The sequence below is a fragment of the Pandoraea communis genome (assembly GCF_902459745.1).
GTDB classification, from domain to species: domain Bacteria; phylum Pseudomonadota; class Gammaproteobacteria; order Burkholderiales; family Burkholderiaceae; genus Pandoraea; species Pandoraea communis.
Genome location: NZ_CABPSJ010000003.1, coordinates 475,484 through 501,670 on the forward strand (window position 1 = coordinate 475,484; position 26,187 = coordinate 501,670).

At 61.7% G+C, this 26,187-nt stretch carries 24 protein-coding genes; 22 read left to right on the forward strand and 2 right to left on the reverse strand.

Annotation, left to right across the window (positions count from 1 at the left end):
• Nucleotides 1-5: 5 nt before the first annotated feature.
• The 4 genes from PCO31110_RS12965 (at nucleotide 6) to PCO31110_RS12980 (ending at nucleotide 4,560) form a co-directional block, all read left to right on the forward strand.
• Entirely contained in the window at nucleotides 6-1,385 is a 1,380-nt protein-coding gene (locus tag PCO31110_RS12965; protein ID WP_010807308.1) for a FapB/FapC family functional amyloid domain-containing protein, read from the forward strand.
• A 52-nt stretch (nucleotides 1,386-1,437) separates the two neighbouring features.
• Nucleotides 1,438-2,148, forward strand: a complete 711-nt coding sequence (locus PCO31110_RS12970; protein WP_246189826.1) for a C39 family peptidase — start codon at nucleotides 1,438-1,440, stop codon at nucleotides 2,146-2,148.
• 12 nt (nucleotides 2,149-2,160) lie between these two features.
• A complete protein-coding gene (locus PCO31110_RS12975) occupies nucleotides 2,161-2,922 on the forward strand; it encodes a hypothetical protein (protein WP_010807306.1) in 762 nt (253 codons plus the stop codon).
• A gap of 306 nt (nucleotides 2,923-3,228) precedes the next feature.
• Complete coding sequence (locus tag PCO31110_RS12980) at nucleotides 3,229-4,560, forward strand: hypothetical protein (RefSeq protein ID WP_036660917.1); 1,332 nt, start codon at nucleotides 3,229-3,231, stop codon at nucleotides 4,558-4,560.
• Between the two features lie 139 nt (nucleotides 4,561-4,699).
• On the opposite strand, the gene PCO31110_RS12985 is transcribed toward PCO31110_RS12980, so the two are convergent.
• Nucleotides 4,700-5,449 carry a hypothetical protein gene (locus PCO31110_RS12985; protein ID WP_150690596.1) on the reverse strand — a complete coding sequence of 250 codons (750 nt, stop codon included), beginning with the start codon at nucleotides 5,447-5,449 and terminating at the stop codon, nucleotides 4,700-4,702.
• A gap of 93 nt (nucleotides 5,450-5,542) precedes the next feature.
• Here PCO31110_RS12985 and PCO31110_RS26025 point away from each other — a divergent pair, with 93 nt between their 5' ends.
• The 11 genes from PCO31110_RS26025 to rlmD all read left to right on the forward strand — a co-directional run bounded on the left by PCO31110_RS26025 (nucleotide 5,543) and on the right by rlmD (nucleotide 17,300).
• Nucleotides 5,543-6,268, forward strand: coding sequence for a helix-turn-helix transcriptional regulator (locus PCO31110_RS26025; RefSeq protein ID WP_010807303.1), 726 nt, complete (start codon nucleotides 5,543-5,545; stop codon nucleotides 6,266-6,268).
• A gap of 326 nt (nucleotides 6,269-6,594) precedes the next feature.
• Nucleotides 6,595-7,797 carry a CaiB/BaiF CoA transferase family protein gene (locus PCO31110_RS12995; protein WP_036661091.1) on the forward strand — a complete coding sequence of 401 codons (1,203 nt, stop codon included), beginning with the start codon at nucleotides 6,595-6,597 and terminating at the stop codon, nucleotides 7,795-7,797.
• A 107-nt stretch (nucleotides 7,798-7,904) separates the two neighbouring features.
• The gene (locus PCO31110_RS13000; RefSeq protein WP_010807301.1) at nucleotides 7,905-8,936 is read left to right on the forward strand and encodes an ABC transporter substrate-binding protein; all 1,032 of its coding nucleotides are present in this window, start codon (nucleotides 7,905-7,907) and stop codon (nucleotides 8,934-8,936) included.
• On the forward strand, nucleotides 8,936-9,748 hold the full coding sequence (locus PCO31110_RS13005) for an ABC transporter ATP-binding protein (protein WP_010807300.1): 813 nt from the start codon (nucleotides 8,936-8,938) through the stop codon (nucleotides 9,746-9,748). The genes PCO31110_RS13000 and PCO31110_RS13005 overlap by 1 nt, the downstream gene beginning before the upstream one ends.
• 162 nt (nucleotides 9,749-9,910) lie before the next feature.
• Nucleotides 9,911-10,729, forward strand: coding sequence for an ABC transporter permease (locus PCO31110_RS13010; protein WP_150690597.1), 819 nt, complete (start codon nucleotides 9,911-9,913; stop codon nucleotides 10,727-10,729).
• Nucleotides 10,730-10,902: 173 nt separating this feature from the next.
• Entirely contained in the window at nucleotides 10,903-11,664 is a 762-nt protein-coding gene (gene surE, locus PCO31110_RS13015) for a 5'/3'-nucleotidase SurE (protein ID WP_010807298.1), read from the forward strand.
• A complete protein-coding gene (locus PCO31110_RS13020) occupies nucleotides 11,661-12,809 on the forward strand; it encodes a protein-L-isoaspartate(D-aspartate) O-methyltransferase (protein WP_010807297.1) in 1,149 nt (382 codons plus the stop codon). Before surE ends, PCO31110_RS13020 begins: the two co-directional genes overlap by 4 nt.
• Before the next feature lie 85 nt (nucleotides 12,810-12,894).
• Nucleotides 12,895-13,677: a peptidoglycan DD-metalloendopeptidase family protein gene (locus PCO31110_RS13025; RefSeq protein WP_246189846.1), complete on the forward strand. Its 783-nt coding sequence runs from the start codon at nucleotides 12,895-12,897 to the stop codon at nucleotides 13,675-13,677.
• Nucleotides 13,678-13,692: 15 nt separating this feature from the next.
• A complete protein-coding gene (rpoS, locus tag PCO31110_RS13030; RefSeq protein WP_010807295.1) occupies nucleotides 13,693-14,790 on the forward strand; it encodes an RNA polymerase sigma factor RpoS in 1,098 nt (365 codons plus the stop codon).
• Nucleotides 14,791-14,885: 95 nt separating this feature from the next.
• The gene (locus PCO31110_RS13035) at nucleotides 14,886-15,662 is read left to right on the forward strand and encodes a 3'-5' exonuclease (protein WP_036661088.1); all 777 of its coding nucleotides are present in this window, start codon (nucleotides 14,886-14,888) and stop codon (nucleotides 15,660-15,662) included.
• A gap of 108 nt (nucleotides 15,663-15,770) precedes the next feature.
• Nucleotides 15,771-17,300 carry a 23S rRNA (uracil(1939)-C(5))-methyltransferase RlmD gene (gene rlmD / locus PCO31110_RS13040; RefSeq protein WP_281350622.1) on the forward strand — a complete coding sequence of 510 codons (1,530 nt, stop codon included), beginning with the start codon at nucleotides 15,771-15,773 and terminating at the stop codon, nucleotides 17,298-17,300.
• A 191-nt stretch (nucleotides 17,301-17,491) separates the two neighbouring features.
• Here the strand turns inward: rlmD and PCO31110_RS13045 are convergent, their stop codons facing one another.
• The gene (locus PCO31110_RS13045; protein ID WP_010807292.1) at nucleotides 17,492-18,193 is read right to left on the reverse strand and encodes a Bax inhibitor-1/YccA family protein; all 702 of its coding nucleotides are present in this window, start codon (nucleotides 18,191-18,193) and stop codon (nucleotides 17,492-17,494) included.
• A 408-nt stretch (nucleotides 18,194-18,601) separates the two neighbouring features.
• On the opposite strand from PCO31110_RS13045, the gene ndk reads away from it, so the two are divergent.
• The 7 genes from ndk to bamB all read left to right on the forward strand — a co-directional run bounded on the left by ndk (nucleotide 18,602) and on the right by bamB (nucleotide 26,185).
• Complete coding sequence (gene ndk, locus PCO31110_RS13050; RefSeq protein WP_010807291.1) at nucleotides 18,602-19,027, forward strand: nucleoside-diphosphate kinase; 426 nt, start codon at nucleotides 18,602-18,604, stop codon at nucleotides 19,025-19,027.
• Nucleotides 19,028-19,086: 59 nt separating this feature from the next.
• Nucleotides 19,087-20,208, forward strand: a complete 1,122-nt coding sequence (gene rlmN / locus PCO31110_RS13055) for a dual-specificity RNA methyltransferase RlmN (protein WP_010807290.1) — start codon at nucleotides 19,087-19,089, stop codon at nucleotides 20,206-20,208.
• 261 nt (nucleotides 20,209-20,469) lie between these two features.
• Nucleotides 20,470-21,540: a helix-turn-helix domain-containing protein gene (locus PCO31110_RS13060; RefSeq protein WP_150690598.1), complete on the forward strand. Its 1,071-nt coding sequence runs from the start codon at nucleotides 20,470-20,472 to the stop codon at nucleotides 21,538-21,540.
• An 18-nt stretch (nucleotides 21,541-21,558) separates the two neighbouring features.
• The gene (ispG, locus tag PCO31110_RS13065) at nucleotides 21,559-22,839 is read left to right on the forward strand and encodes a flavodoxin-dependent (E)-4-hydroxy-3-methylbut-2-enyl-diphosphate synthase (protein WP_036660915.1); all 1,281 of its coding nucleotides are present in this window, start codon (nucleotides 21,559-21,561) and stop codon (nucleotides 22,837-22,839) included.
• Between the two features lie 23 nt (nucleotides 22,840-22,862).
• Nucleotides 22,863-24,239 carry a histidine--tRNA ligase gene (gene hisS, locus PCO31110_RS13070; protein WP_010807287.1) on the forward strand — a complete coding sequence of 459 codons (1,377 nt, stop codon included), beginning with the start codon at nucleotides 22,863-22,865 and terminating at the stop codon, nucleotides 24,237-24,239.
• 32 nt (nucleotides 24,240-24,271) lie between these two features.
• Nucleotides 24,272-24,901, forward strand: coding sequence for a YfgM family protein (locus PCO31110_RS13075; RefSeq protein ID WP_010807286.1), 630 nt, complete (start codon nucleotides 24,272-24,274; stop codon nucleotides 24,899-24,901).
• 57 nt (nucleotides 24,902-24,958) lie between these two features.
• Nucleotides 24,959-26,185, forward strand: a complete 1,227-nt coding sequence (bamB, locus tag PCO31110_RS13080; protein WP_010807285.1) for an outer membrane protein assembly factor BamB — start codon at nucleotides 24,959-24,961, stop codon at nucleotides 26,183-26,185.
• Nucleotides 26,186-26,187 lie beyond the last annotated feature (2 nt).

The window sequence follows — 26,187 nt, forward strand, 5'->3', positions numbered from 1 at the left end:
TGGTCATGAAAACGAAAGCAATTGCAGCGGCTGCACTGCTGGTTGCAACGGGTAGCGCCCTGGCGTCGCCCAATCACCAGCAATATAGCTTCTCGTTCATCGGCAACGAGACCAACGTTCTGAATCTGGTCGGCATTTTCGGGCTGATCGGCATCAGGGGCTGCGTCACGGTGGATAACACCGGCAACGCCGTCGTGCAAAGCAATCAGAGCGTAGACGTACACGGCGTGAATCTGAAGGGGCCGCTGCTTGGCAGCTTTGTGACGGGCAAGGTCACGTATGGCGTCGACTCGAAGACGACGACGGTGTCGGATCAGGGCAGCGCTTACCTGTTGGCAGGCAAGACGACCACGCACTACGACAACTCCACGTCGTGGGTGAGTGCCAGCGCGAGCGGCCACCTGAACACGAGCCAATCGTTCCAGGCCGGTGCCGCTTACGTGGCAGGGCAGTCTAGCTCGGGTTCGGGCAGTTTCATCACAGGTGGCGGGTATCAATACTCGAATATCGCTGGCGGTGCAGGTATTGTCGGCGGCGGCGTGATTCCCCTGCCGGGCGGTTGGGCCGTGTATGGCGGCTACCTCTTCGGTAACTTCGGTGCTGGTGAGCACTCGGCCTGGGGCGGCTATGCCTACCAACAGCAGTCGCAGCAGGCCGCCGGGTTCCTGGCAGCAGGCTTCCTGAACACGCAGAAGAGCTTTGATGCATCGTTCCATGCCGTCCTGAACCACGGCAATGAATCGGTCGAGAGCGATACGGTTGCCGCAGCCGCACTGTGGGGCTTCACCAACACGTTCACGAAGTCCACCGTATGGACCAAGGGAGCGATTACGTACCACTTCAACACGGCGCAGTACCAGACGATGGGCGCAACGCTCGGCCATGGTGCGCTGGCTAACGCCAACGGCAACATCGGTGTGAACGTGGCAGCAGGCGCCGACAACGCGCAGGCCAACAATGTCGCGATCGCTTCGCTCAATGCTCAGCCGGTGTATGCCTCGGCTCAGGTGTTCGCGAACCAGTCGTCGAAGGGCTCGGCCAGCATCTCGCAGTTCTATGTCAACTCCAGCGTGGGTGATGGTGCTCTCGCCGGTGCAACCGGGAACGTGGGTGTGAACGTGGCTGCGGGCGTCGGCAACGTGCAGGAGAACGGTCTGTCAGCAGCAGTCTCGCAAGGCGGCAGTGGCTGGCACAAGGGCGGCGCAGCCAACTCGACGGCGCAAACCGACCAATCGGCAAGCATGAAGGCCTCGGGTGACTTCATCGCCAACGCTTCGCTGGGTAACGGCGCACTCGCCTTTGCTAGCGGCAACGTCGGCGTGAACGTGGCTTCGGGTATCGGCAACGTGCAGGCCAACAACCTCGCCATCTCGGCAATCAAGTGATGTCGCTAACCGGTCCGGGAATTCCCGGGCCGGTTTTTTCATGAGGTGTGTCATGAGTGAAGCGCGTCGTGCCGCTGTAAGGATCGCTACGGTTTGCGCTCTGGCGTGCGCAAGCGTGGCCGGGCACGCGCAGTACGCATCGGTGAATCTCGAGTCTTCGACGGGTGTACCGGCGGTCAAGAAGATGCGTTCGTTCAAATCGATGCGCTACGTGAATCTGGTCCAGCAGGAATACGACTTCAGTTGTGGATCGGCAGCCCTGGCAACACTGCTGCGTTATGGCTACGGGATCGATATTCCCGAGCCGGAATTGATCCAGAAAATGATGGTGTTTTCCAATCCGGAAACGGTCATCAAAAATGGCTTCTCGATGCTCGACATGAAGAAATTCGTGGAGACGCTTGGACTCGAGGGCCGAGGTTTCAAAGTTGACGTGAACGCGCTTTACGACCTGAAGATCCCGGTTATCGCGCTGATCGACGTCAACGGCTATCAGCATTTTGTGGTCATCAAGGCAGCGAAGGACGGACGCGTGTTCGTATCCGATCCGGCGCTCGGCAATCGCATCATCGAGCAAGCCGATTTTGCCAAGCAATGGAACGGCTTGGTGTTGGCGGTCATCGGCAAGCCGTTTATGGAGGATTCACCGCTGCTCAAAGGAAACGAATCCCTGGCAGTCAAGCTGCGCGACAGTGCGCTGGCGACCGGGACGTCACCGACCCCGATGGTGGATTTCGGCATCATCCGGGCGGACCTGTTTTGAGATCAGACCATCATGAACCGATATGTTCCGATGCTGGCAATACCGCTGTTTGCGAGCGCCCTGCCGGCATTTGCATCGAGCGTGGTGCCCGAGACGTGGACGCCCGTGAGCGACGAAGTGCTCGCGCATGCGACCGGCAAGTACGCGCAACAAAACATGATCACCGGCTTTCAGCTCGTGATGCAGTCGCAATGGCAGATGCCGACCGGGGCGAGCCTGGCGGCCACCGGTGTGCTCGGCGTCAGCCAAGGGAGTTCCGGCTTCCAACTGCAGACTGGCGCAGCCACCGGCATCATCCCCGGCTTCGTGAGCGCGACCACACCAATCACACAAGCCGTAGCGGGTGGGATGAGCGTGCTCGTGAATGGCGTGGCTCAGATTACGCAAGTTGCGGGAGATGCAAACAATGCCTTGAACAAAGCCACAATTCAGTTCGGCCCTGGGATATTGATTACCACGCTGGTACCGGTCAGCGGGCAGGGCGCGAACAGTTCGCGCACGACGGTGGGCAACCTGAACGCGAGCGTGGCCATTACGTCCGCAGGTATGCAGATCTCGCTCAATACGCCGAACGGCAATCTCGGTCAGAGCGTGGGCGGCGGTGCCGGCGCGGCGATGAACCAGATCATGCAGGTCGTGCAGGTCGCGGGTAATGCTCAGCAGGTCATGAACACGATGCAATTGAACCTGCAGACGAGTCCGCTCACGTCGAACGCGCTGCGTCAGGCCGGCATTCAGAACGCAATGGCGAACATGGTCGCCCTGCGCCGATGAAGTGAAGAGCAAGTGAAGTAACGGCGTCGCGCTGCCGTGTGTGCACGGGGCGACGCCGGCAGCAGTGTCCGGCAATGCAAGTCGTCGCCGGACACGATGAAAACTAGAAGTGGGGCGTCGCCGCAGCAACACCCGCGGCGCAAAGCAGGTGATGTCGGCAGGGCCCGCGCATGACATATCGAGGTGAATGGCAACGGGTTTCGCACGCGTCACCCCGCAGTCGAGCAGCAAGGACAACGTTGTTGGTAATACACGTTTGTTGGATTGCGCGCGGACGCCTGTCCGCACTTTTACCCGGGGGGGATCATGAAGACTCACCGCTTTTTTCCCGTTGCCGCTATTCCGTTGGGGGTACTGCTTTTCACGCTATCGGCCCAGGCTCAGGAGCATACGAACCCATCGCCGGACGACCGTCTGCAAATGTTGATGGACATGGTCGACCGGCAGCAGCGGGAAATTTCTTCTCTGAAACAGCGCCTCACCGACATTGAGATGGCGCAACGCGGTCGCGGTTTGACCGCGTGGGACACTGCGCAGATTGCGCAGGTCTCTCCCGGCGATGGTTCGGCCGCTGGCTCTGCAGGTACCCCCGGCGGCGGTGCTGCCGGGGCTGCGGGCCCGACAACGGCCACGCCGATCGGCGAGACGCAGCAGATGCAAAAGAGCGAGAGCGACTCGCAGCGCACGCCGGCCGAAGAGGCGGTGGTGCAGGCGCAGCATGCGCCGCTGTTCGACCGCAAGCTCACTATCGACGCCGGTATCAGTTACAGCTACTACGACCGTCGCCAACTCGTGTTGAGCGGTTTTCTCGCCCTCGACGCCATCTTCCTCGGTCAGTTGAACCTCGGCCAGACCAAGGCCAATGTGTGGACGTTCGACGTCAACACGCGCTACGGTATCAACGACCGGTTGAGTGTGGCGTTCGACGTGCCGTACCTCTACCGCAATTCCGACTTCATTTCGGGTGGGGTGGGCGGCGCGGCGTCGTCGATCAGCGATATCAGCAAGAATTCGGCGAACATCGGCGACGTCAATGCATCCCTGTATTACCAGATCGTCAAGGAGAATGCGAACTGGCCCGATATCGTGGCGTCGTTGCGGGTGACCGCGCCGACCGGCACGTCGCCGTTCGGCATCAAGCTCGGTACGCCCGATCCGACCAACAACAACCTGACGACGCCCTCGCGTCTGCCCACGGGGAACGGGATCTGGGCGGTCACGGCCGGCCTGTCGTTCTTGCGCACCTACGATCCGATCGTGCTGTTTGCCAACGTGGCGTACACGTACAACGTGGCTCGCACGTTCGACGACATCTCGACCATCGAAGGCACGACGCAGCCCGCGAAGGTCAAGTTGGGCGACATCGTTCAGGTTGGCGCCGGGATGGCGTTGGCGCTCAACGACAAGACCGCGTTATCGATCTCGTACTCGACGGCGATCTCGCGTGCGACCAAGACGGCCACGCCGGGTGGCTCCTGGACCACGGTGGCGGGCAGCACGACCAACGCGGCATCGCTCAACTTCGGCATCAACTACGCGATCAACAAGCACTGGACCGTGAATGGTTACGTCAACGCCGGCATGTCGCCGGATGCACCGAACTATGTCGTCGGCCTGCGCTTCCCGTACACGTTCTGATGATGCTTTCGGCGCGTGGCGCCGAGCAGAAGTCGATTGTGCAAAGCGTGTGCTGCGCGTCACCTTGATCGGGGGCGCGCAGCAATACGAGGTAAAGAGAACGGGTCTTGAAGGTGTCGCGGTGCTACCGGCCCATCGGTCAATGTGAGATGCCGACAGGTACGCGGCCGACGCTGGCATTGACTTTCAGGCTCGTCGTCTGCAAGCCCGGCGCGAGGGACGGCGGCGAGTTGGGTGAGTAGGCCGACGCTGTCACAGTCGGGCGTGGCTGGGCCGGCAAAGTCGCTGATGCCTGAGTTGGCTTGGGTGCCGGCGCTGGAGGAATGACTTCGTCCCACAGACGAACGTTGTTGGCTGTGGTTGTGGTGGTGTTGACGGGTACGACGACGACCGGTGTCGCGCCAGACAGATTGGCGACGACACTTTGCTGCAGGTTCGCCGCACGAGTGTTGGCGAGCAGCATGTCGCTCACGGCGACCGGGACACCGGCAATGCCGGTAATGTCGGCCTGCGCAGCACTTGCAAAGCACGCAGCTGCCAAGCTGAACGTGGCACTGCGCATCGTCTTGATGGTGATCTTGAACATAGCGTGCCCCCCGGCCTCCGCGTGCTGTCCTCCCAACACTGCTTGTATTCTATTGCGCGATTTGAGAAAAGAAAGGGAAAAAAGTAATAGCGGAATCTCCGAAAATTGAGTAAATAATTTACGCAGATCGCGGTTTGTCGCGCTGAGGCAACAATGATCGGCATTATCGAGAGGGGAACGTGCCGCCATGCGGGCTTCACGCGTAAACTCGGCCGAAAGCGAGGTGACGCCTGATGCGTAAAGTATGACGAACACCTGAGGATTTCCTCGGTTTTCGTGCTGGCGACGGGGGATGTTTACCATTCCTGAGCTGGCAAATGAGGCATGCGGCGGGCGTGACAAAAAAAAGCGGGGGACGGCAGTACTACGGTGCTGACCGGAACGACAGGGGAAACCATGCGTGTGCTGGTCGTAGGTGAGGCTGCCACCTGGCTGGGCGGCCTGCAAATCGCGTTGCAAACCGAAGCGAACGCGATACCGCCGGTCTTGCGTCATGTCGGCGATGTGACGGTGCAGGACTGGCTCTGGTTACGCGAATTGCCTTCGCGGCGCGCGCTCGTACTCGAAGAATCGGTGGCCCGTACGCCGGCTGTCGACACCCTGTGTACGACGGCGGCCGAATGTGTGCCGCCGGTGCCCGTCATCGTCATCGGCGATGCGGGTTTTCCCGATGAGATCATTCGCTGGCTCCAGGCGGGCGTTGCCGCATGCCTGCCTTGGCCGAATTCGGTCGCGCGAATTCGTTCGGTCTTCGATCTTGCGTTCTCGGGGGGACGATTCGTGCCGGAGGAAGCGCTCTCGGCGTTACTCGTGCTCTGGCGGCAGGAGGCCATGGGAGAGGCGTTGCCGCTCTCGCGTTTGCCGGTGTTCCCGCTGGGGGGCGACAAGGCGACACAACTGGCCGAATCGGCGCTGCTCGGCATCTCCCAGCGGCAGTACGAAATTCTCGCGCTGCTCTCGCGCGGGTTATCCATCAAAACGATCTGCCAGCAACTGGTGATTTCCGAGGGGACCGCCAAGACGCATGTCTCCGCCCTGTATCGGCGGCTCGGCGCGCGCAATCGCGGCGAGGCCATTTATATTGCAGCGCAGCGCGGGGCGCGTCATCTGTTCGAAACATGAGATATCGCCGATGCGCCGTTCGATCGGACTTCGGATCGATTTGACTCGGAACTTTCCAGGATCTGCTGCGAGGTTATTGGCCGATAGCCGAGTGTCGAATTACTATACGAACTTCATTTGCCACCCATTTGCACAGGCGTTGCCCTCGGGCGGCGTCGCGAAGTCGATGGTGATGGCCGTCGCAAGGCACAGGAGTCTACGCGTTGTCCAAGTCGTCCAAGCCGTTTGAATCTGCATTGCCGCAAGGTCCTGCCACGGCGTCTACGGCCTTCGCCGCCGGCACGTCTCCCGAATCTTCCGCCTCGCCTGCCGCCAGTGGCGCCGGCTTGCCGGCGCGTGGTGCGCTCGCTGGCGTGAAAGTCCTTGAACTCGGCACGCTCATCGCCGGCCCGTTTGCCGCGCGCATGTTGGGCGAGTTCGGGGCCGAAGTCATCAAAATCGAAGATCCGCAGCATGGCGATCCGCTTCGCAAGTGGCGCAAGATGCACCCCGATGCAGGAGGCACATCGCTCTGGTGGGCAGTGCAGGCTCGCAACAAGAAATCGGTGACGATCAACCTCAAGTCCCCCGAGGGGCAGGAGATCGTGCGTAAGCTCGCGGCACAGGCCGACATCGTGGTCGAGAATTTCCGTCCCGGTTTGCTCGAGCGGTTCGGGTTGGGGTACGAACAACTGTCGGCCGAGAATCCGGGGCTCGTGATGGTGCGCCTGTCGGGATATGGACAGACGGGGCCGTATCGCGACCGGCCCGGCTTTGGCGCGATTGCCGAGTCGATGGGCGGGCTGCGTCACATTACGGGCTATCCCGATCTGCCGCCGCCGCGCATCGGTATCTCCATTGGCGATTCCATTGCGGCATTGCACGGCGTGATCGGCGCGATGATGGCGCTGCATCACCGCAACGTGAACGGCGGGCGAGGACAGGTGGTCGACGTCGCATTGTATGAGGCCGTCTTCAACCTGATGGAAAGCGTGGTGCCGGAATACAGCGTGGCCGGCATGGTGAGAGAACGAACGGGCGCGTCGCTGCCCGGCATCGTGCCCTCGAACACCTATCCCTGTGCCGACGGCATGATCGTCGTGGGGGGCAACAGCGACCCGATCTTCAAGCGCCTGATGCATGCCATCGGGCGCTCCGATCTGGCAGAAGATCCCGCGCTGGCGCACAACGATGGCCGTGTGCCGCGCACGCAGGAAATCGACGAGGCGATCGGCCACTGGACGCGCGGGCGCTCCATCGACGAAGCGCTGGCCGTGTTGCAAGGGGCAGATGTGCCTGCGAGCCGTATCTACACCGTAGCCGACATGTTCAAAGATCCGCAGTTCATCGCGCGTCAGATGATCCAGCGACACACGTTTCCGGATGGCACCCCTATCGATTTGCCTAACGTCACGCCGAAGCTATCGGACACGCCTGGCCAGACACAATGGCTCGGCCCGGCACTGGGTGCTCACACGGACGAAGTGCTTGGGCAACTGGGTTATGATGCCGGGCAAATCAAGGCACTGCGCGAGGGTGGCGTCATCTGAACCGACGCGATCACGCGCAGTATCACGGGGCGTGGCACTCGCCGCGATCCGCGAATAACAAGCACGTCAGACGAAGAAAGAACGCTGCAACCACGGAGACAAACACTATGCAAAGACGTCAGTTCGTCACGGCACTGGCCGCCACCGGCCTGATCGGCACGGGCATTCGCCCGGGCTTCGCCCAGGGCAAGCCTGAAAAGACCAAGGTCGCGATTGCCGTCGGCGGCAAGAATCTGTTCTATTACCTGCCGCTTACGATTGCCGAACGTCTGAATTACTTCAAGGACGAAGGGCTCGACGTCGAGATTTCCGACTTCGCTGGCGGCTCGAAGGCATTGCAAGCCCTCGTGGGCGGTAGTGCCGATGTGGTATCGGGTGCTTACGAACATACGATCCTGTTGCAGGCGAAAAATCAGTACATCCGAGCGTTTGTCCTGCAGGGACGCGCGCCGCAGATCGTCTTCGGTGTGTCGAACAAGACCATGCCGAACTACAAGTCGCTGGCCGACCTGCGCGGCAAGAAGATCGGCGTGACGGCGCCGGGTTCGTCGACGAACATCATGGCGAACTTCGTGCTTGCCAAGGGCGGTGTCAAGCCCAATGAGGTGGCGTTCGTCGGCGTCGGTGCGTCGTCCGGGGCGCTTGCTGCAATTCGCTCGGGCAATATCGACGCCATCGTCAATCTCGATCCGGTGATCACCATGCTGGAGCGCGGTAAGGAGATTCGTGTGATCTCGGACACGCGTACGCTCAAGGAAACGGTGTCGGTGTTCGGCGGAAACATGCCGGCGGGGTGTCTGTATACGAACGAATCGTTCATTCAGAAGAATCCGAACACGACGCAGGCGCTCACGAATGCCATGGTGCGTGCGCTGCGCTGGCTCCAGACGGCAGGGCCGTCGGACCTCATCAAGACGGTGCCCGACGCCTATCTGCTCGGTGACCGCGCGCTGTACCTCGATGCGTGGAGCCGCGTGAAAGAAGCCATTTCGCCGGACGGCCTGATTCCTGCGGATGGCCCGGCGACCGCGCTACGCACGTTGCAGGCGTTTGACGAGACGGTCAAGGGCAAGTCGATCGACCTGTCGAAGACGTTCACGAATGAGTTCACCAAGAAGGCCGATGCCAAGTACAAATGATGACTGCGCCGGCGCTTAGTTTCGACAGTATTTCGTGTACGTTTGTCGCGCGAGACGATCGCTCGAAACGTTACACCGCGGTGGCCGATACCTCGCTCGATATCGCGCCGGGCGAGTTTGTCTCGGTCGTTGGCCCGACGGGGTGCGGCAAATCGACGTTGCTCAACGTCGCTGCCGGGCTGTTGGCGCCATCGTCCGGCACCGTCAAGGTGTTTGGCGAAACGCTCAAAGGCATCAACTCGCGCGCGGGCTATATGTTTCAGGCCGAAGCATTGATGCCTTGGCGCAACGCCATCGACAACGTGAGCGCAGGTCTCGAATTCCGAGGCGTGACGCCCGAGGAAGCGTCGGTGCGCGCAAACGAGTGGCTCAAGCGTGTGGGGTTGGGCGGGTTCGGTGATCGTTATCCGCACCAACTCTCGGGCGGCATGCGCAAGCGTGTCGCCATGGCGCAGACGCTGATTCTCGATCCGGACATCATTTTGATGGACGAACCGTTCTCGGCACTCGATATCCAGACGCGTCAGCTCATGGAAAACGAGTTGCTCGAGTTGTGGGCAGCCAAGCGCCGTGCGGTGCTGTTCATCACGCACGATCTGGACGAAGCGATCGCGCTATCGGACCGTGTCGTGGTGCTTGCGGCAGGGCCGGGCACGCATCCCATCGGGGAATTCCGGATCGATCTGCCACGTCCGCGAGATGTGGCGGAAATTCGGAATCATCCGCGCTTCACCGAACTGCATGCTCAGATTTGGGACGTGTTGCGCGAGGAGGTGCTCAAGGGCTATGCGCAACAGTTGAAGGCTGTCTGAATCGTCATGTGTGATATCTCAGGGCTCGTGATAGGTGTGTGCGGCTGGGCGCGCTGGCTGGACTGGATGGAATGGTTCAATTTGCCGGACGGCTTTGGCTTGTTCGATTGGCCCATCTGATTCGCCTGGTGGCTTGTCTGATATTCCCGGAATTCGTTCGTCATGCGTAATCGTTCGTTCATGCGCCACCTGCGTTTGTGGCAATGGCTGCTGCTGGTGGTGGGTTTTCTCGTCTGGTACGTTCTCACGAGCCCGACGCTGCTGCCCGCGTTCTATTTCGACAGCCCCGACAAGGCGGCTTTTTTCTTCGGTGAGCCGCAGAAGGTGCTGCTCCAGATCTGGCAATGGTTTGTCAGTGGCGAGATCTATCTTCATCTTGGCGTCACGCTGGTGGAGACGGTGCTCGCCTTCGCGATCGGTACCGTGTTCGGGTTGGCTGTGGGGCTTTGGCTTGCACTCTCGCCAAGTGCGGGGGCGCTGCTCGATCCCTACATCAAGGCGGCCAACTCGATGCCTCGCGTCATCCTCGCGCCGATCTTCGGTGTGTGGTTCGGGCTTGGCATTTGGTCGAAAGTGGCGCTGGGCGTGACGCTGGTGTTCTTCATCGTGTTCTTCAACGTCTATCAGGGCGTGAAAGAGGTGAGCCCGGTCGTGCTGGCGAATGCGCGCATGCTAGGGGCGAATCAGCGTCAGTTGTTGCGTCGCGTGTACCTGCCGAGCGCTACCAGTTGGGTGTTCTCCAGTCTGCACAACTCCGTCGGACTCGCGTTCGTGGGGGCCGTGGTCGGGGAGTACCTCGGCTCGGCGCGAGGCGTCGGTTATCTGATCCTGCAAGCGGAAGGAACCTTCGACATCAACGCGGTCATCGCCGGGGTGCTGATTCTGACGGCGTTTGCGCTCGTGCTCGATGGGCTGGTGGGGGTGGTTGAGCGGCGTTTGCTTGTCTGGCAGCCGCAAGCCGGAGAGACCGAGAAGATGTAACGGCGTGTCGGGCCGTTCGGCGGGCGTAGTTTCACCGCCGGCGGCCATGACCGATTGGCGGCAAACTTGTGGCAGGACCGTGGCAAAACTGTCGACGCCGTGCCGTGGCGAAGACGCGACCGATGCCGCTATGGCGTCATATCCGAGCACCTTTCCTCGGTTACAATTGCCGCATGCGAATCCTGCTCAGCAACGACGATGGGTATCAGGCGCCGGGCCTGGCCGCGCTATATGAGGCGCTGGCACCGCTTGGCGACATTACCGTGGTGGCACCCGAACAGAACTGTAGTGGTGCGTCCAATTCTCTGACCCTGCAACGACCGCTTTCCGTGTTCAAGGCGGGCAACGGTTTCACGTTCATCAACGGCACGCCGACCGACTGTGTGCACGTGGCGCTGACCGGGCTGCTCGACGAGCGGCCCGATATCGTGGTCTCCGGCATCAACAATGGCCAGAACATGGGCGAAGACACGTTGTACTCCGGTACCGTGGCAGCGGCCACCGAGGGTTTTCTCTTCGGCGTTCCTTCGTTCGCGTTCTCGCAAGTCAACAAAGGCTGGGATCATCTGGAAAGCGCAGCGCGTGTAGCGCGCGAGATTGTCGAGCGTTATATGGAGCGCCCGCTGGGGGCCCCCTTCCTTTTGAACGTCAATATCCCCAATTTGCCGTACGACCACCTGAAGGGCTCGCTCGCGACGCGTCTTGGGAAAAGACACCAATCGCAGCCAGTGATCCGTCAGGAAAGCCCGCGCGGCGAAACGATTTACTGGATCGGTCCGGCCGGCGATGCTCGCGATAGCAGCGAAGGCACGGATTTCCATGCCGTGGCGCACGATTACGTCTCGGTCACCCCCTTGCAACTGGATCTCACGCATACCGCACGACTTGGCGTCGTGCACGATTGGCTGGCCAGCGCAGGGGTGGCCCAACGATGACGACATCGCCGAAGCGTTTTCCTCTTCCTCTTGCCGAAGTCATGACGCGCCGGCAACGCAAGGCGCCGGTGCTCGACAAGGCGTCGCGGGCCAGTCCCGCCGGTGCACCGCCTGCCGCGATGACGCGGGGCACTGCGCCTGCGAACCCGGGAAATGGAAAGCCGACGGCGAACGGAAGTGCTTCCGCCGCGACGCATAACAGCCTGCGAGCTGCTTCCACGCCGATGGCAGGGGCTTCGGCCCGGCCCGGCGGCGCGCACGCGCCGCACTCGGTCGTGCCGAAAGGACTTGCAAGACCAGCGTCGGCACCGCATGCTCAGCCAGCGTCGCATCCCACGAAAAGCGCTCCTCGGCCCGCCGCCAAGGTGCCGGGCGCGGGTGTCGCTCAGAAGGGGAGTGCGCCAGGTGCGAAGAGCGCGGTGCGCAGTGCGATGCCTGGGAAGGTTTCGACTGGCGGCACAGCCCGTGCCGGCACATCGGCCCTTGGCAGTTCGCCCGATGGCATCGGGCTGACGTCGGATCGGGTGCGGGCGCGAATGGCTGAACGCGTGGCGGCGTCGGGCGTCAAACACCCGGGCGTGCTGGCGGCGCTGGCGACGGTGCCGCGTCATGGGTTCGTGGATGCGGCGCTTGCTAATCAGGCTTATGAAGACGCCGCGTTGCCGATCGGGCACGGACAGACCATTTCGAAGCCGTCGGTCGTCGGGCGCATGATCGAATTGCTGCTTGGCGGGGGGCGTCCACTGGAGAAAGTGCTGGAAATCGGCACGGGTTGCGGCTATCAGGCGGCGGTGTTGTCATGCGTGGCACGCGACGTCTATTCCATTGAGCGCGTTCGTCCGCTGCATGAGCGGGCAAAGGCCAACCTGCGGCCCTTGCGGGTGCCCAATATTCGCCTGCACTACGGCGATGGGCGTCTGGGCCTGCCGGCCGTCGCGCCTTTCGACGGCATCGTCATCGCGGCTGCCGGACTGGAAATTCCGGACGCGCTGATCGATCAGCTTGCGGTCGGCGCACGTCTTATCGCCCCGGTGGGTGGTGAGCAACAGATTTTGACCCTCATCGAGCGCGTCGGTGCGCGCCAATGGCGCGAGACGCAGCTTGATAGGGTGTTATTCGTCCCCTTAAAATCGGGCATCATTTAAGCCCGTCGGGCCTATTCTGCGGAGGATTTGAGTGAATTTGCGAGCGGGTTTCCAACAACGCGTCGCCAGTGTCCTGTTGCTGAGCATGCTGGCAGCGTGTGCATCGCGACAAGTCGGGGCGCCGGTCGTCGACCGTACCGTAGGCGGTACGACGACCGACAGCAATGTGCCGGGCACCGCGCCCGTCATTGACAACACACCGGTGCCGGCCGGGTATTATCGCGTCAAGCCGGGTGATCGCCTCTATCGCATCGCGCTGGAGAACGGTCAGAACTATCGCGACATCGCGCGATGGAACAATATTCAAAACCCGGACCAGATCGAAGTCGGTCAGGTACTGCGTGTGAAGCCGCCGGCAGGCGACACAGGTACGCCGGTGCCGGCACCCGTGGCCAGCACGCCGTCGTCCGCGAGCAGCAATCCGGCATCGGTGCCGCCCGCTGTGGTGACACCGCCGGCCAGTTCGTCGGCATCGGCGGCACCGTCTGCCGTGTCGAGTGGCGAGTTGCAGCTTTCGTGGCCGGCCAAGGGCAGTGTCGTGGGCCGTTTCGACGATTCGAAGAATAAAGGCCTGAACATCGCTGGCAGCACCGGCGATCCCGTCTATGCGGCGGGCGCGGGTAAAGTGGTGTACTCGGGAGCCGGCCTGCGTGGCTATGGCAACCTTGTCATCATCAAACACGATGCCACCTTCTTGACGGCGTATGCGCACAACCGCACACTGTTGGTCAAGGAAGGCGACTCCGTGACGCGGGGTCAGAAAATTGCCGAAATGGGTAACTCGGATGCAGATCGTGTCATGCTGCACTTCGAGGTGCGCCGTGACGGCAAGCCAGTGGATCCGATGAAGTATTTGCCGCCTCAATAAACTAGGCAGGGTCGAATGCTCAAGAGAAAGCGTCGTACTTCGCAAGAGGAAGACCTCGCTGCCCCGGAGACCGATCAGGACGTTGACGATCGGCAATCCCGGCAGGACGAGGACGTGGACGACGCTTTCGACGAGCGCGAGGCGGAGGAGGAGGACGCCTCGCCGTCCGACACCGCCGAGGAGGGGGGAGGCACTGCCGCCACCGGCCGCAAGCGCAAAGCTGCCGCCGGCGACGACTTCGGCACCGTGTTGCAAGCCGAGCTCACCGCCGACACCGTCCAGCACTATCTTAATCGCATCAGTGTCAAGCCGCTGCTGACGCCCACCGAGGAACTTGATTTCTCCACGCGTGCGCAGGCGGGCGAGTTTGCCGCGCGCCAGGTCATGATCGAGCGCAATCTGCGCCTCGTTGTGAGCATTGCCAAGGGCTATCTCAACCGCGGAGTGCCGTTGCTCGATCTGATCGAGGAGGGCAACCTCGGCCTGATGCACGCCATCGAAAAATTCGACCCAGGGCGCGGTTTCCGTTTTTCGACGTATGCCACGTGGTGGATTCGCCAGAGCATCGAACGCGCCATCATGAATCAGGCGCGCACGGTACGCTTGCCGGTGCATGTCATTCGCGAACTCAATCAGGTACTGCGCGCAAAGCGTCACCTTGAAAAGAGTGCGGCGTATGTCGACGGCGGTGAGCAACGGGATGCGCGCGTCGAGGATATTGCCGATCTCACCGGCAAGACACCCGAGGAGATCATCGACATCCTCGCGCTCAACGAGCATGTGGCGTCGCTGGACGCACCGCTGGAAATCGATCCCGGCAGCAGTCTGCTCGACCTGCTTTCTGACGATCATAGCCAGGCCCCCGAGCAGGAGGTGCAGCATCGCGAGCTGGAAGACCTCATGCGCCTGTGGCTCTCGCGACTGTCCACCAAACATCGTTATGTCATCGAGCGCCGGTTCGGCCTCAATCGCGTGGAACCTGCCACGCTCGAGGAACTCGCCGACGAGATGGGATTGACCCGCGAGCGCGTGCGTCAGATCCAGCAAGAGGCGCTCGTCAAACTCAAACGCTATTTCGCGTCGAACGGCGTTCGTAAGGACGCGGTGCTCTGATAGATGTGGTGGCCTGTATCCCGCGTTGAATGCGAGCGGGCAGGGCGACGATGCCGAATTGCGATGCTCGCTGATTCTTTCTTTTGATTTTCATCATGCCATCTCCCGTACTCGTCTTCGACATTGAAACGATTCCCGACGTCGACGGTTTGCGCAAGCTCGAACCGGCGTACGCAGGGTTTTCCGACGACGCCGTTGCCGAAGCCGCTTTCGCCGCGCGCCGTGAAAAGGTCGGGCACGACTTCCTGCCCCTTCACCTGCATCGCATCGCCGCCATCTCGTGCGTGTTCCGCGATCGCGACGGGTTCCGCGTGAAGTCGCTAGGCACACTCGACGATGGCGAGGGAGCGCTTGTCTCGGGCTTTTATCGCACTATCGAAAAATACGCGCCGCAAATCGTGTCGTGGAATGGTGGTGGCTTCGATCTGCCGGTGTTGCATTACCGCGCGATGATTCACGGCATTGCCGCGCCCCGTTATTGGGACATGGGTGAAGACGACCGCGAGTTCAAGTGGAATAACTACATCAGCCGTTATCACCAGCGCCATCTGGATTTGATGGACTTGCTGGCGATGTATCAGGCGCGCGCGAATGCCCCGCTCGACGACCTCGCCAAGCTGTGCGGATTCCCCGGCAAGCTCGGGATGGACGGCAGTAAAGTCTGGGAGGCTTATCGCGGCGGCAAGCTCGAAGAGATTCGCAACTATTGCGAGACCGACGTCGTCAATACGTACCTTGTTTACTGTCGTTTTCAGTTGATGCGCGGTGGTTTGCGCCAGGCGGAGTACGATCAGGAAATCGAATTCGTAAAGCGCTCGCTCGAGCAGGAAGCGGCGCCGCACTGGAAGGAATATCTCGCCGCTTGGGTGTGATTCCGTTCATTTGCGACGAATTAGGCAGGATCGCCTTGCGAGTGCTGCATGAATGGCGGGCGAATCGATTAAAATGTCGGGTTTGCTGTCGCATATGAGAATGAAGACGTGACCCGCTCCTCCCGAAACTCCTCGCGCAATCGGCCCAGCGCCGAGCCCGGCATCATCGATATCGAATCGCTCGACATGGAGGCGCGCGGTGTCGGCCGCACCGCACCCGAGGGAGAGCCAGGTACGCCGGACTTTAAACCCGGTAAAGTGATTTTCGTCGAAGGCGCGCTGCCGGGCGAACGCGTCACGTATCTCAGCTATCGGCGCAAGCCCAAGTTTGAGCAGGCGGAAGCCATCAATGTGCTGCGCGCGAGTTCGATGCGCGCCAAGCCGCAATGTCCGCATTTCGGCAAGTGCGGGGGGTGCTCGATGCAGCATCTCGAACCGCGTGCGCAAATTGCCATCAAGCAACGGGTGCTCGAAGATAATCTGGCGCGCCTTGGCAAGGTGAAGGCCGAAGCCATACTTCGCCCGATTCAGGGGCCAGATTGGGGTTACCGATTCCGTGCGCGCTTGACGGTGCGCTATGTGCCGAAGAAGGGGGGGGTCCTCATCGGATTCCACGAGCGCAAGAGCAGCTATGTGGCCGACATGGACTCGTGCGAAGTGTTGCCGCGTCACGTGTCGGATATGCTTGTGCCGCTGCGGCGTCTGGTCGAATCGCTATCGATTCGCGAGCGTTTGCCGCAGATTGAGTTGGCGATTGGCGCGGACGTGACGGCACTGGTGTTGCGTATTCTCGAGCCTCTCACGCCGGCGGATGAAGACATGCTGCGCGCGTTTGCAGACGCGAATCGCGTGCAATTCTGGGTGCAGACGAAGGGGCCGGACACGGCGGTACCCTTCTATCCGCTTGAGCCGGAGTTGCACTACACGCTTCCGGAGTACCAGATCCGGATGCCGTTCAAGCCCACCGACTTCACGCAGGTCAATCACCAGATCAACCGCGTTCTCGTGCATCGCGCGCTGCGATTGCTCGCGCCGGAGTCGCATGAACGTGTGCTCGATCTGTTCTGTGGTCTGGGCAACTTCACGCTGCCTCTGGCGCGCCGTGCCGGATCGGTTGTCGGGATCGAGGGCAGTACCGCGCTGACCGAACGCGCGCTCGCCAACGCGCAGCGCAATGGGGTGGCGGACCGCACCGAGTTCGCTTGCCGCAATCTGTTCGATATCACGGCAGACGATATTCGTGCCTTGGGCGCCTTTGATCGTTACTTGATCGATCCGCCGCGAGAGGGCGCCCTGGCGGTATCGAAGGCGCTGGCCGAACTGGCGCAGCAGGGGTGCGAAGGCCTGCCTAAGCGCATCGTCTACGTTTCATGCAGTCCCGCGACGCTTGCCAGAGATGCTGGCCTTCTTGTGCATGAGGCGGGGTATCGTCTGACGCTGGCCGGTGTGGTGAATATGTTCCCGCACACCTCGCACGTCGAGTCGATGGCGGTTTTCGAGCATGAGAGCATCGGCCAGCCCTGGGTGCCGCGCATGCGAGTGTCGGAATCTGACGTCGCCGAGCATCAGGCAGATGAAGGTCTTGAGGCGATTGCCGGGGCCACCGGCGGTGAGGGCGTGATTCACGAAGCGGCCTGACGACATTGCGTGATTGGCCGCGGACTTTGCGAAATGAGTTGCGGCCGGTTGGCTGAGGTGCCGAGCAGGCAGGGCGGCGAGGCGAGCTGGAAAATCACGCCGCGTAAATAAAGAAAAAAGCCAGTCCCGAGGGACTGGCTTTTTTGCGTCTCCGGTGACGCGGGGATGTCCGCGCCGCCGCGACGGGGGCGTCAGTTGCGATTGCCGCCCAGCACACCGAGGATGGCGAGCAGGTTGGTGAAGATGTTGTACAGGTCGAGATAAATCGCGAGCGTCGCCGTGACATAGTTCGTCTCGCCGCCGTTCACGACGCGCTGCACGTCGAACAGAATGTATGCCGAGAAGATGGCGATGGCGAGGACCGAGACCGTCAGCATCAGCGCCGGCAGTTGCAGCCAGATGTTGGCAACCGAGGCCAGCAGAATCACGAGCACGCCCATGAACAGCCATTTGCCCAAGCCACTGAAGTCGCGCTTGCTGACCGTGGCGACCGTTGCCATCACGCCGAAAATCACGGCGGTTCCGCCGAACGCCAACATGATCAGCGATGCGCCGTTCGAGAAGCCGAGCACGAAGCTCAGCAGGCGCGTAAGCATGAGGCCCATGAAGAACGTGAAGCCCAGCAGCAACGCCACGCCTACGCCGCTATTCTTGAAGCGCTCGATGGCGAACATGAAGCCGAAAGCAATGGCAAGGAATGCGATCACACTGACCATCGGGCTGCCCGCGAACAGCGAGAAACCGTAATTCACGCCCAGCCAAGCCCCGGCAATCGTCGGCAGCATCGACAGCGCGAGCAGCCAGTATGTATTGCGCAGTACCTTGTTGCGCACCTGTACGGTTGTGGCGCCTTGCGTCCCACCGTAGCCGAAACGTTGGAAATCCTGGTTCATATAATGTGTTCTCCGTGGTCATTGTGCCCGCCGGCGGGGCCGGCAAGCGCCTCTTGACGCTTACGATGACCGGCTCTCGTCGCCGGCAAATCCCCCGCAGCCGTTGGTCTGGCTTGTCGTCGAAGTCAAAGGATACCGAAAGACTCCCGGGAAAGCGCTCAGACGATTCTCGAAATCTCAGGGCGAATGCCTGAATTTCAAGCCGCCGGCACGCCATCCGACCTTCCCATTTGGGTAAGGTGCCGGAATCACACCCTTACGTCAACTTCTTGAAAAGCCGGATCGTCCCGGCCGTCTTGCGTTTGAGCGGTACGCGTACCGTAGGTTCCATCACCATCATAACAGCCTTCGTGCTACAATTACGGGTTCATGTTGGTTATATAACTGCTTAATTTTTTGGAGTTTTTCATGGCAGTCGAACGCACTTTGTCGATTATCAAGCCCGATGCCGTTGCCAAGAACGTGATCGGCCAGATTTATAGCCGTTTCGAAGGCGCAGGCCTGAAGATCGCAGCCGCCAAGCTGGTGCACCTGTCGCGCGCCGAAGCCGAGCAGTTCTACGCCGTGCACAAGGAGCGCCCGTTTTTCAAGGATCTGGTCGACTTCATGATCTCCGGTCCGGTGATGATTCAGGTGCTGGAAGGTGAGAACGCCATCGCGAAGCACCGCGAACTGATGGGCGCTACCGATCCGAAGAAGGCTGAGAAGGGCACGATTCGCGCCGACTTCGCCGACAGCATCGACGCGAACGCCGTGCATGGTTCGGATGCCGCCGAAACGGCTGCTGTCGAAGTGTCGTTCTTCTTCGCCGGCCTGAACGTCTACGCGCGTTAATACGCGTTTAGCCGCTCAATCGCAGGAAGATACCGAAGGGATGTTGACGGACCAGGGCCATGACCAACCTCACGAATCTGCTTGATTACGATCCGGACGGTCTGGCCGCCTATTGCGGCACGCTCGGCGAGAAGCCGTTCCGTGCTCGCCAGCTCCAGCGCTGGATCCACCAGATGGGTGCCGCCGATTTCGACGGCATGACCGATCTTGCCAAGTCGCTGCGCGAAAAGTTGCACACACGTGCGATCATCGCTGCGCCGGCGGCCATCACCGACCACGTGTCGACCGATGGCACGCGCAAATGGCTGTTGGACGTGGGTAACGGCAACGCCGTCGAGACCGTCTACATCCCCGAAGAGACGCGTGGCACGCTTTGCGTTTCATCGCAAGCGGGCTGCGCCGTCAACTGCCGGTTCTGTTCGACCGGCAAGCAGGGTTTCTCGCGCAATCTGTCGCTTGGCGAAATCATCGGTCAATTGTGGATGGCCGAGTTTGCGTTGCGCCGCGACCTCGGGCGAGAAGGCAAGAACGAGCGTGTCATCACCAACGTGGTGATGATGGGCATGGGCGAGCCGTTGCTCAATTTCGACAATGTCGTGGGTGCAATGCGCCTGATGCTCGACGATAACGCCTATGGGCTGTCGCGTCGCCGTGTCACACTGTCGACCTCGGGTGTCGTGCCGATGATGGATCGTCTGGGGCAGGAACTCCCTGTGGCGCTGGCCGTGTCGCTGCATGCGCCGAACGACGCACTGCGCGATGTGCTCGTGCCGCTCAACAAGAAATATCCGTTACGCGAACTGATGGGCGCGTGCGAGCGTTACCTGGAAGTGGCGCCGCGCGATTTCATCACGTTCGAGTACTGCATGCTCGACGGTGTGAACGACACCGAGGCGCATGCGCGCGAGCTTGTCGCCCTGACGCGCGACGTGCCGTGCAAATTCAATCTGATCCCGTTCAATCCGTTTCCCGAATCCGGCCTGCTGCGCTCGAAAGACCCGCAGATCAAGCGCTTCGCGCAAATTCTGCTCGACGCAGGGCTCGTGACAACCGTGCGCAAGACGCGCGGCGACGACATCGATGCGGCATGCGGTCAGCTCGCTGGAGAGGTGCAGGATCGCACGCGGCTTGCGCAGCGCGGCAAATTTGGGAAAATCGCGGTCGAGGTGCGTACCGTATGAGGTTGCGCATGAGCGGGCGCGGACCGTGGCGAGGGCCGTCGGCCCCGCACGCGCCATGCCGCCCGTCGGATCAGTCTCGCACTACAGCATTCCTTGCGCGGGGCGCGTATCGTGTCCCGCGCGATTCCGTCAGTTCCTCGCTGAGTCGTCCGATGCGCCGTGCAGATCTTCACGCCGCGTGCACGGGAGGTGAGGTAGTGGAACTGTCGCCAGCATATCCTCAGCCGCTGCAGGCGGCTGTCTACGAACGGGGGCGTATCGATGGATAACCAGAATCAGGCGGATGCATGCGGGCAAGCCGGGGCCGAGAGCCAAGGATTGCCGCAGGGAGCGACCGTCGGATGGACTGAGCTGGGGGCGCAGGTGGGTGCGCAACTGGCAGCATTGCGCGAGCAGCGCGGCATGTCGATCGAAGACGTGTCGGCGCGCTTGAAAGTCTCGGTGCAAAAGCTCAAGCGTCTTGAAGCCGGCGAGTGGGATGCCTTGCCGGAAATGCCATTTATTCTGGGTGTCGTGCGCAGCTACGCACGCATGCTCGGGGCCGATCCGGAGCCGATGATCGAGCCGCTGCGCCGTTTTGGCCGCGCTGCGCCCATCGATATTCCGCAACCCCCGACGGGCCAGCCGAGTATTCCGAAGAGCCCGGTGCGCTTCCGCTCGCCGGTTGCCGCGTCGCAGGCCAAATGGCCTTGGGCGTTGGCTGCGCTCGTCGTGATCGCCGGCGCTGCCTGGTATTTCGGCAATGCCCACAAGCCGGGGCGTGGTTCCACCGAGCCGGCAGAGTTGGCCAGTGCTGCATCGGCCCAGGGAGCGACAGACGTTGCCGAACCGGCCAGTCAACCTGTGGTGGCCGATGCCAATGGCACGCCGCCCGGCGCAGACGGTACGAATAGCGTCAACACCGGCAATACCGAGGGTGCCGTCAATACTGCACCGGCCAGCGCTGCCGCAGCGGGCCCGGGCCTGATTGCGGCTACCGATCCGACGCACGTGGTTGCCGGGCTGACGGGCGCCAGCGCTGCAGCCGCGCCGGTGGCGCCGACGCCGGGAACCCCGGCCGATGGCAAGGCGTCCATCCCGGGTGCGCCAGGTAATGGCAAGATTGCGTTGCACCTGAAGGCGGATAGCTGGGTCGAAGTACGTTCGAAGGACGGCAAGGTGCTGTTCTCCCAGTTGATGCGCGCAGGTGCCGAACAGGTAATTACGGGCGATGCGCCGCTCAAGGTCGTTGTGGGTAACGTCGCGGGCGTCGAGTCGCTGGAATTCAACGGTCAACCGGTCGAGATCAAGTCCCGCAACGCGGGCAATGTGGCGCGTCTGACGCTCCAGTAAGACCGAAAGAGGGTAATCATGGCTTCTGTAGAATGCATGCCGATCATCGGCGGTCCGGCACCCCGCCGTCAGTCGCGCAAGGTCGAGATTCGCTGGGGTGGGCAACTGGTGACGGTCGGTGGCGACTCGCCGATTCGCGTGCAATCGATGACCAACACCGATACGGCAGACGTGATCGGTACGGCCATTCAGGTCAAGGAACTGGCGCAGGCAGGCTCCGAGCTGGTACGCATCACCGTGAATACACCGGAAGCCGCCGCCGCGGTGCCGGCAATTCGCGACCAACTTGACCGCATGGGTGTGATGGTGCCGCTGGTCGGCGACTTTCACTACAACGGCCATAAGCTGCTTGCCGACTATCCGGCATGCGCCGACGCGCTGTCGAAGTACCGCATCAACCCGGGTAACGTCGGGCAAGGCGCCAAACGTGATACGCAGTTCGCGCAAATGATCGAAATGGCGATCAAGTACGACAAGCCTGTGCGTATCGGCGTGAACTGGGGCAGCCTGGATCAGTCGCTGCTCGCGCGGATCATGGACGAGAACGCGGCACGTGCGACGCCCTGGGATGCACAGAGCGTGATGTACGAAGCCCTTATCACGTCGGCGCTGGAGTCGGCGGAACTGGCGCAACGCGTGGGTTTGTCGGCCAACAAGATTTTGCTCTCCTGCAAGGTGAGCGCGGTGCAGGACCTGATCGCCGTTTATCGCGAACTGGCCAAGCGTTGCGACTACGCCCTGCATCTGGGGCTGACCGAAGCCGGCATGGGGTCGAAGGGTATCGTGGCGTCGACGGCCGCACTGTCGGTGCTGCTGCAGGAAGGGATTGGCGACACGATCCGTATTTCGCTGACGCCGGAGCCCGGCGGCGCGCGTACCGGTGAGGTCGTGGTGGCGCAGGAAATCCTGCAGACGATGGGCCTGCGCGCGTTTGCGCCGATGGTCATCGCCTGCCCTGGGTGCGGCCGCACGACGAGTACGGTGTTCCAGGAACTGGCCTCGAATATTCAGGCATATCTGCGTGAACAAATGCCGATATGGAAGGCGCAATATCCGGGCGTCGAGAATATGAACGTCGCGGTGATGGGGTGTATCGTGAACGGCCCCGGAGAGTCGAAGCACGCGAACATCGGCATCAGCTTGCCGGGGTCGGGCGAATCGCCGGCGGCCCCCGTGTTCGTCGATGGTGAAAAGGTGCGCACGCTGCGCGGCGATCATATCGCCGAAGAGTTCCAGCAGATCGTCGACGCGTACGTGAAGACCCGCTACGGTCAGGCCGAAGGGGCGGTCGCCGCATAAGCAGGCAGGACACACAAGAGAATATGACTGACGCAAAGAAGAAGCGCCCCGCCAAACTGGCCGGGGTCAAAGGCATGAATGACATTCTTCCGCAGGACGAAGCCCTGTGGGAGTTCTTCGAGGAATCGGTGCGCGCCATGTTGCGTGCGTACGGCTATCAGCAGATCCGTACGCCGATTCTCGAGCACACGCAATTGTTCACGCGCGGTATCGGTGAAGTGACCGATATCGTCGAGAAGGAGATGTACAGCTTCACCGATTCGCTCAACGGCGAGCAATTGACGATGCGCCCGGAGGGCACCGCAGCCGCAGTGCGTGCGACGCTCGAACACAATCTGCTGTACGGCGGTCCGAAGCGTCTGTGGTATTTCGGCCCGATGTTCCGTCACGAGAAGCCGCAGCGCGGCCGCTATCGCCAGTTCCACCAGGTGGGCGTTGAGGCGCTCGGTCTTGCCGGTCCGGACGCGGATGTCGAAATCATTCTGATGTGCCAGCGCCTGTGGGACGATCTCGGGCTGACCGGCATTCATCTGCAACTGAACTCGCTGGGGCAGGGCGAAGAGCGTGCACGTCATCGTGCCGATCTGATCGCGTATCTCGAGAAGCATGTCGACTTGCTCGATGAAGACGGCAAGCGCCGTCTCTACACGAACCCGCTGCGCGTGCTCGATACGAAGAACCCGGCGATGCAGGAGATGGTCGAAGGGGCACCGAAGCTCATCGACTACCTCGGTGAGGACTCGATCAAGCATTTCGAAGGCGTGCAGTCGCTGCTCAAGGCGAACAACATTCCGTTCACGATCAATCCGCGTCTGGTGCGCGGGCTGGATTACTACAATCTGACCGTGTTCGAGTGGGTGACCGACAAGCTGGGTGCACAGGGCACGGTTGCCGGTGGCGGCCGTTACGATCCGCTGGTCGAACAACTGGGTGGCGATGCCACGCCGGCGTGCGGCTGGGCCATGGGAGTTGAGCGCATTCTCGAATTGCTGCGCGAAGACGATCTCGTGCCGCAGGCCGAAGGCGCCGACGTGTACGTCGTGCATCAGGGTGACGCGGCTGTCGCGCCTGCGCTGATCGCGGCCGAACGTATGCGTGATGCCGGTTTGAACGTCGTATTCCACTGCAGTCCGGACGGCAAGGGCAGCAGCTTCAAGTCGCAAATGAAGCGTGCGGACGCGAGCGGCGCGAATTTCGCAGTGATCATCGGCGAGAACGAAGTGGCTTCGGGCACGGCCGTGGTCAAGCACCTGCGTGCCGCCGATCAGGCGAACAATCAGACGAGCGTAGCGTTCGACGGCCTCGCGGAGCACTTGATCGACACGATCGTCGCCAGTGCCGACGAAAGCGTGAACGAAAGCCTGGCCGATGTCGGCGCGGGTAACGAAACCCTTCATTAATTCAAGACGCCAGACACGGAGAGCACCGGCGAATGAGCAGCTATCACGAGGAACAGGAACAGATCGAGAACGTAAAGGCCTGGTGGAAGCAGTACGGCAATTACGTTATCTGGACGCTGGTCGTCATCATGCTGGCCTATGGTGGCTGGAACCTTTGGCGCTATTACGACCGCAAGCAGACGGTCGAGGCGGGCGTACTGTATGGCGAGTTGGAGAATGCCATCGACGCGAAGGACAAGGCGAAGGTGGCCCGTATCGCGTCGGACATGGAAAGCAAGTTCAGCGGTACGCCGTACGCACAGATGACGGCAATGCTTGCAGCCAAGTCGCTTGCAGATGCGGGGGATGCGGCGGGTTCGAAGGCGCAACTGCAGTGGGCGGTGTCGAACGCGAAGGACGACGAGTACAAGCAACTTGCCAAGCTGCGTCTGGCCGGTGTGTTGCTCGACGAAAAAGCGTACGACGAAGCGCTCAAGCTGCTCGACAATCCGCCCGCCCCTTACGCCGGTCTGTTCGCCGATCGCCGTGGCGACGTGCTGGTCGCGCAGAGCAAGGTGGCCGATGCGCGTACCGCGTACAAGCTGGCACTCGAAAAGCTCGACAAGCAGGATTCGGGCATGCGCCAGTTCGTTCAGTTCAAGCTCGACGCGCTGGGGGCCTGACGCGCGTTTGGCACTCCGTTGGCAAGTATTACCCTCCCATAACGCATAACCGGGTACATGATGATCTTTAACGACTTCCGTCGATCGATGCCGCAAACGATGGCCATGTCACAGTCCGCGCAGGCGGCGTCGACGCGCCGTGGCATTTTCAAGCGCGCGGGCAGTGCCGTGCTGACGCTGGCAGTGCTGGGTACGCTGGGTGGTTGCGGAATCTTCGGCGGCAAGCCGGCGCACGAGCCGACGCCGCTCACGGAGATCAAGCAGGCGTTGACCGTCAAGCAGATCTGGACAGCCAGCGTTGGCAAGGCCGGCGCTTACAGCTTCGCACCGGTCGCGGTGGGCAACGCCGTGTTCGCCGCAGGCGCGAACGGCAGCATCGTGCGCGTGGATGCGGATACGGGGGCATCGACCTGGTCGGCCAAGGCGGATACGAACATCACCGCCGGTCCGGGCAGCGACGGCGAGACGACCGTCGTCGCCACGCACAAGGGCGATGTGATCGCGTTCGATCACGACGGCAAGCAGTTCTGGAAGGCCAACGCCGGTAGCGAGGTACTCACGGCGCCGCTGGTTGGTCGCGGCATCGTTGTCGTGCGTGCGATCAACAATCGCGTGACGGCGTTCGATTCGGGTACGGGCTCGGTGCGTTGGTCGTATTCGCAGCCGTCGTCGACGCTCACGCTGCGTACCGGCACGGGCATGACGTTCGTGGGTGACCGTGCCGTCGTGACGGGCTTCCCTGGCGGCAAGATGGTGGCGCTCGACGCCAATACCGGCAACCCGCTGTGGGTCACGCCGCTGTCGTACCCGAAGGGTGTGACGGAAGTGGAGCGTGTGAACGACGTAACCGGCTCGCCGGTCGTGTTCGGCCGTCAGGTGTGCGGTGCGACGTTCCAGGGCCGTGTGGGCTGTGCCGATGTGCAGACCGGCAATGGCTTGTGGGCGCGCGATTTCTCGTCGCCGAACGGTGTTACGCAGGATGAACGTGTGGTGGCGGCAGTGAACACCGATGGCGCCGTCTACGCCTTCAGCGCTGCCGATGGCAGTACACTGTGGCAGAACGACAAGCTCAAGTACCGCGACCTGTCGGCGCCGTTGGCGCTCGGCCGCGTGGTGGTGGTGGGCGACAAGCAGGGCTATCTGCATTTCCTGTCGCGTGACAATGGTGAGCTTCTGGCTCGCGTCAAACTGAGCGGTGCGATCGGTGCGCAACCGATCCTTGCCGGCCAGACACTGGTTGTGCAAACGCGCGACGGCAACATCTACGGCTTCCGTCCGGATTAACC

What these genes read in the sequence shown, in the direction of transcription:
- PCO31110_RS13020 (WP_010807297.1), top strand. Translation starts at nt 11,661, where the DNA reads ATGACGACATCGCCGAAGCGTTTTCCTCTTCCTCTTGCCGAAGTCATG.
- hisS (WP_010807287.1), top strand. Translation starts at nt 22,863, where the DNA reads ATGACTGACGCAAAGAAGAAGCGCCCCGCCAAACTGGCCGGGGTCAAA.
- PCO31110_RS13005 (WP_010807300.1), top strand. Translation starts at nt 8,936, where the DNA reads ATGACTGCGCCGGCGCTTAGTTTCGACAGTATTTCGTGTACGTTTGTC.
- PCO31110_RS12975 (WP_010807306.1), top strand. Translation starts at nt 2,161, where the DNA reads ATGAACCGATATGTTCCGATGCTGGCAATACCGCTGTTTGCGAGCGCC.
- PCO31110_RS12980 (WP_036660917.1), top strand. Translation starts at nt 3,229, where the DNA reads ATGAAGACTCACCGCTTTTTTCCCGTTGCCGCTATTCCGTTGGGGGTA.
- PCO31110_RS13035 (WP_036661088.1), top strand. Translation starts at nt 14,886, where the DNA reads ATGCCATCTCCCGTACTCGTCTTCGACATTGAAACGATTCCCGACGTC.
- ispG (WP_036660915.1), top strand. Translation starts at nt 21,559, where the DNA reads ATGGCTTCTGTAGAATGCATGCCGATCATCGGCGGTCCGGCACCCCGC.
- rlmN (WP_010807290.1), top strand. Translation starts at nt 19,087, where the DNA reads ATGACCAACCTCACGAATCTGCTTGATTACGATCCGGACGGTCTGGCC.
- PCO31110_RS26025 (WP_010807303.1), top strand. Translation starts at nt 5,543, where the DNA reads ATGCGTGTGCTGGTCGTAGGTGAGGCTGCCACCTGGCTGGGCGGCCTG.
- surE (WP_010807298.1), top strand. Translation starts at nt 10,903, where the DNA reads ATGCGAATCCTGCTCAGCAACGACGATGGGTATCAGGCGCCGGGCCTG.
- bamB (WP_010807285.1), top strand. Translation starts at nt 24,959, where the DNA reads ATGATGATCTTTAACGACTTCCGTCGATCGATGCCGCAAACGATGGCC.
- ndk (WP_010807291.1), top strand. Translation starts at nt 18,602, where the DNA reads ATGGCAGTCGAACGCACTTTGTCGATTATCAAGCCCGATGCCGTTGCC.
- PCO31110_RS13025 (WP_246189846.1), top strand. Translation starts at nt 12,895, where the DNA reads ATGCTGGCAGCGTGTGCATCGCGACAAGTCGGGGCGCCGGTCGTCGAC.
- PCO31110_RS12985 (WP_150690596.1), bottom strand. Translation starts at nt 5,449, where the DNA reads ATGGTAAACATCCCCCGTCGCCAGCACGAAAACCGAGGAAATCCTCAG.
- rpoS (WP_010807295.1), top strand. Translation starts at nt 13,693, where the DNA reads ATGCTCAAGAGAAAGCGTCGTACTTCGCAAGAGGAAGACCTCGCTGCC.
- PCO31110_RS13075 (WP_010807286.1), top strand. Translation starts at nt 24,272, where the DNA reads ATGAGCAGCTATCACGAGGAACAGGAACAGATCGAGAACGTAAAGGCC.
- PCO31110_RS12970 (WP_246189826.1), top strand. Translation starts at nt 1,438, where the DNA reads ATGAGTGAAGCGCGTCGTGCCGCTGTAAGGATCGCTACGGTTTGCGCT.
- PCO31110_RS13010 (WP_150690597.1), top strand. Translation starts at nt 9,911, where the DNA reads ATGCGTAATCGTTCGTTCATGCGCCACCTGCGTTTGTGGCAATGGCTG.
- PCO31110_RS13045 (WP_010807292.1), bottom strand. Translation starts at nt 18,193, where the DNA reads ATGAACCAGGATTTCCAACGTTTCGGCTACGGTGGGACGCAAGGCGCC.
- PCO31110_RS13060 (WP_150690598.1), top strand. Translation starts at nt 20,470, where the DNA reads ATGGATAACCAGAATCAGGCGGATGCATGCGGGCAAGCCGGGGCCGAG.
- PCO31110_RS12965 (WP_010807308.1), top strand. Translation starts at nt 6, where the DNA reads ATGAAAACGAAAGCAATTGCAGCGGCTGCACTGCTGGTTGCAACGGGT.
- PCO31110_RS13000 (WP_010807301.1), top strand. Translation starts at nt 7,905, where the DNA reads ATGCAAAGACGTCAGTTCGTCACGGCACTGGCCGCCACCGGCCTGATC.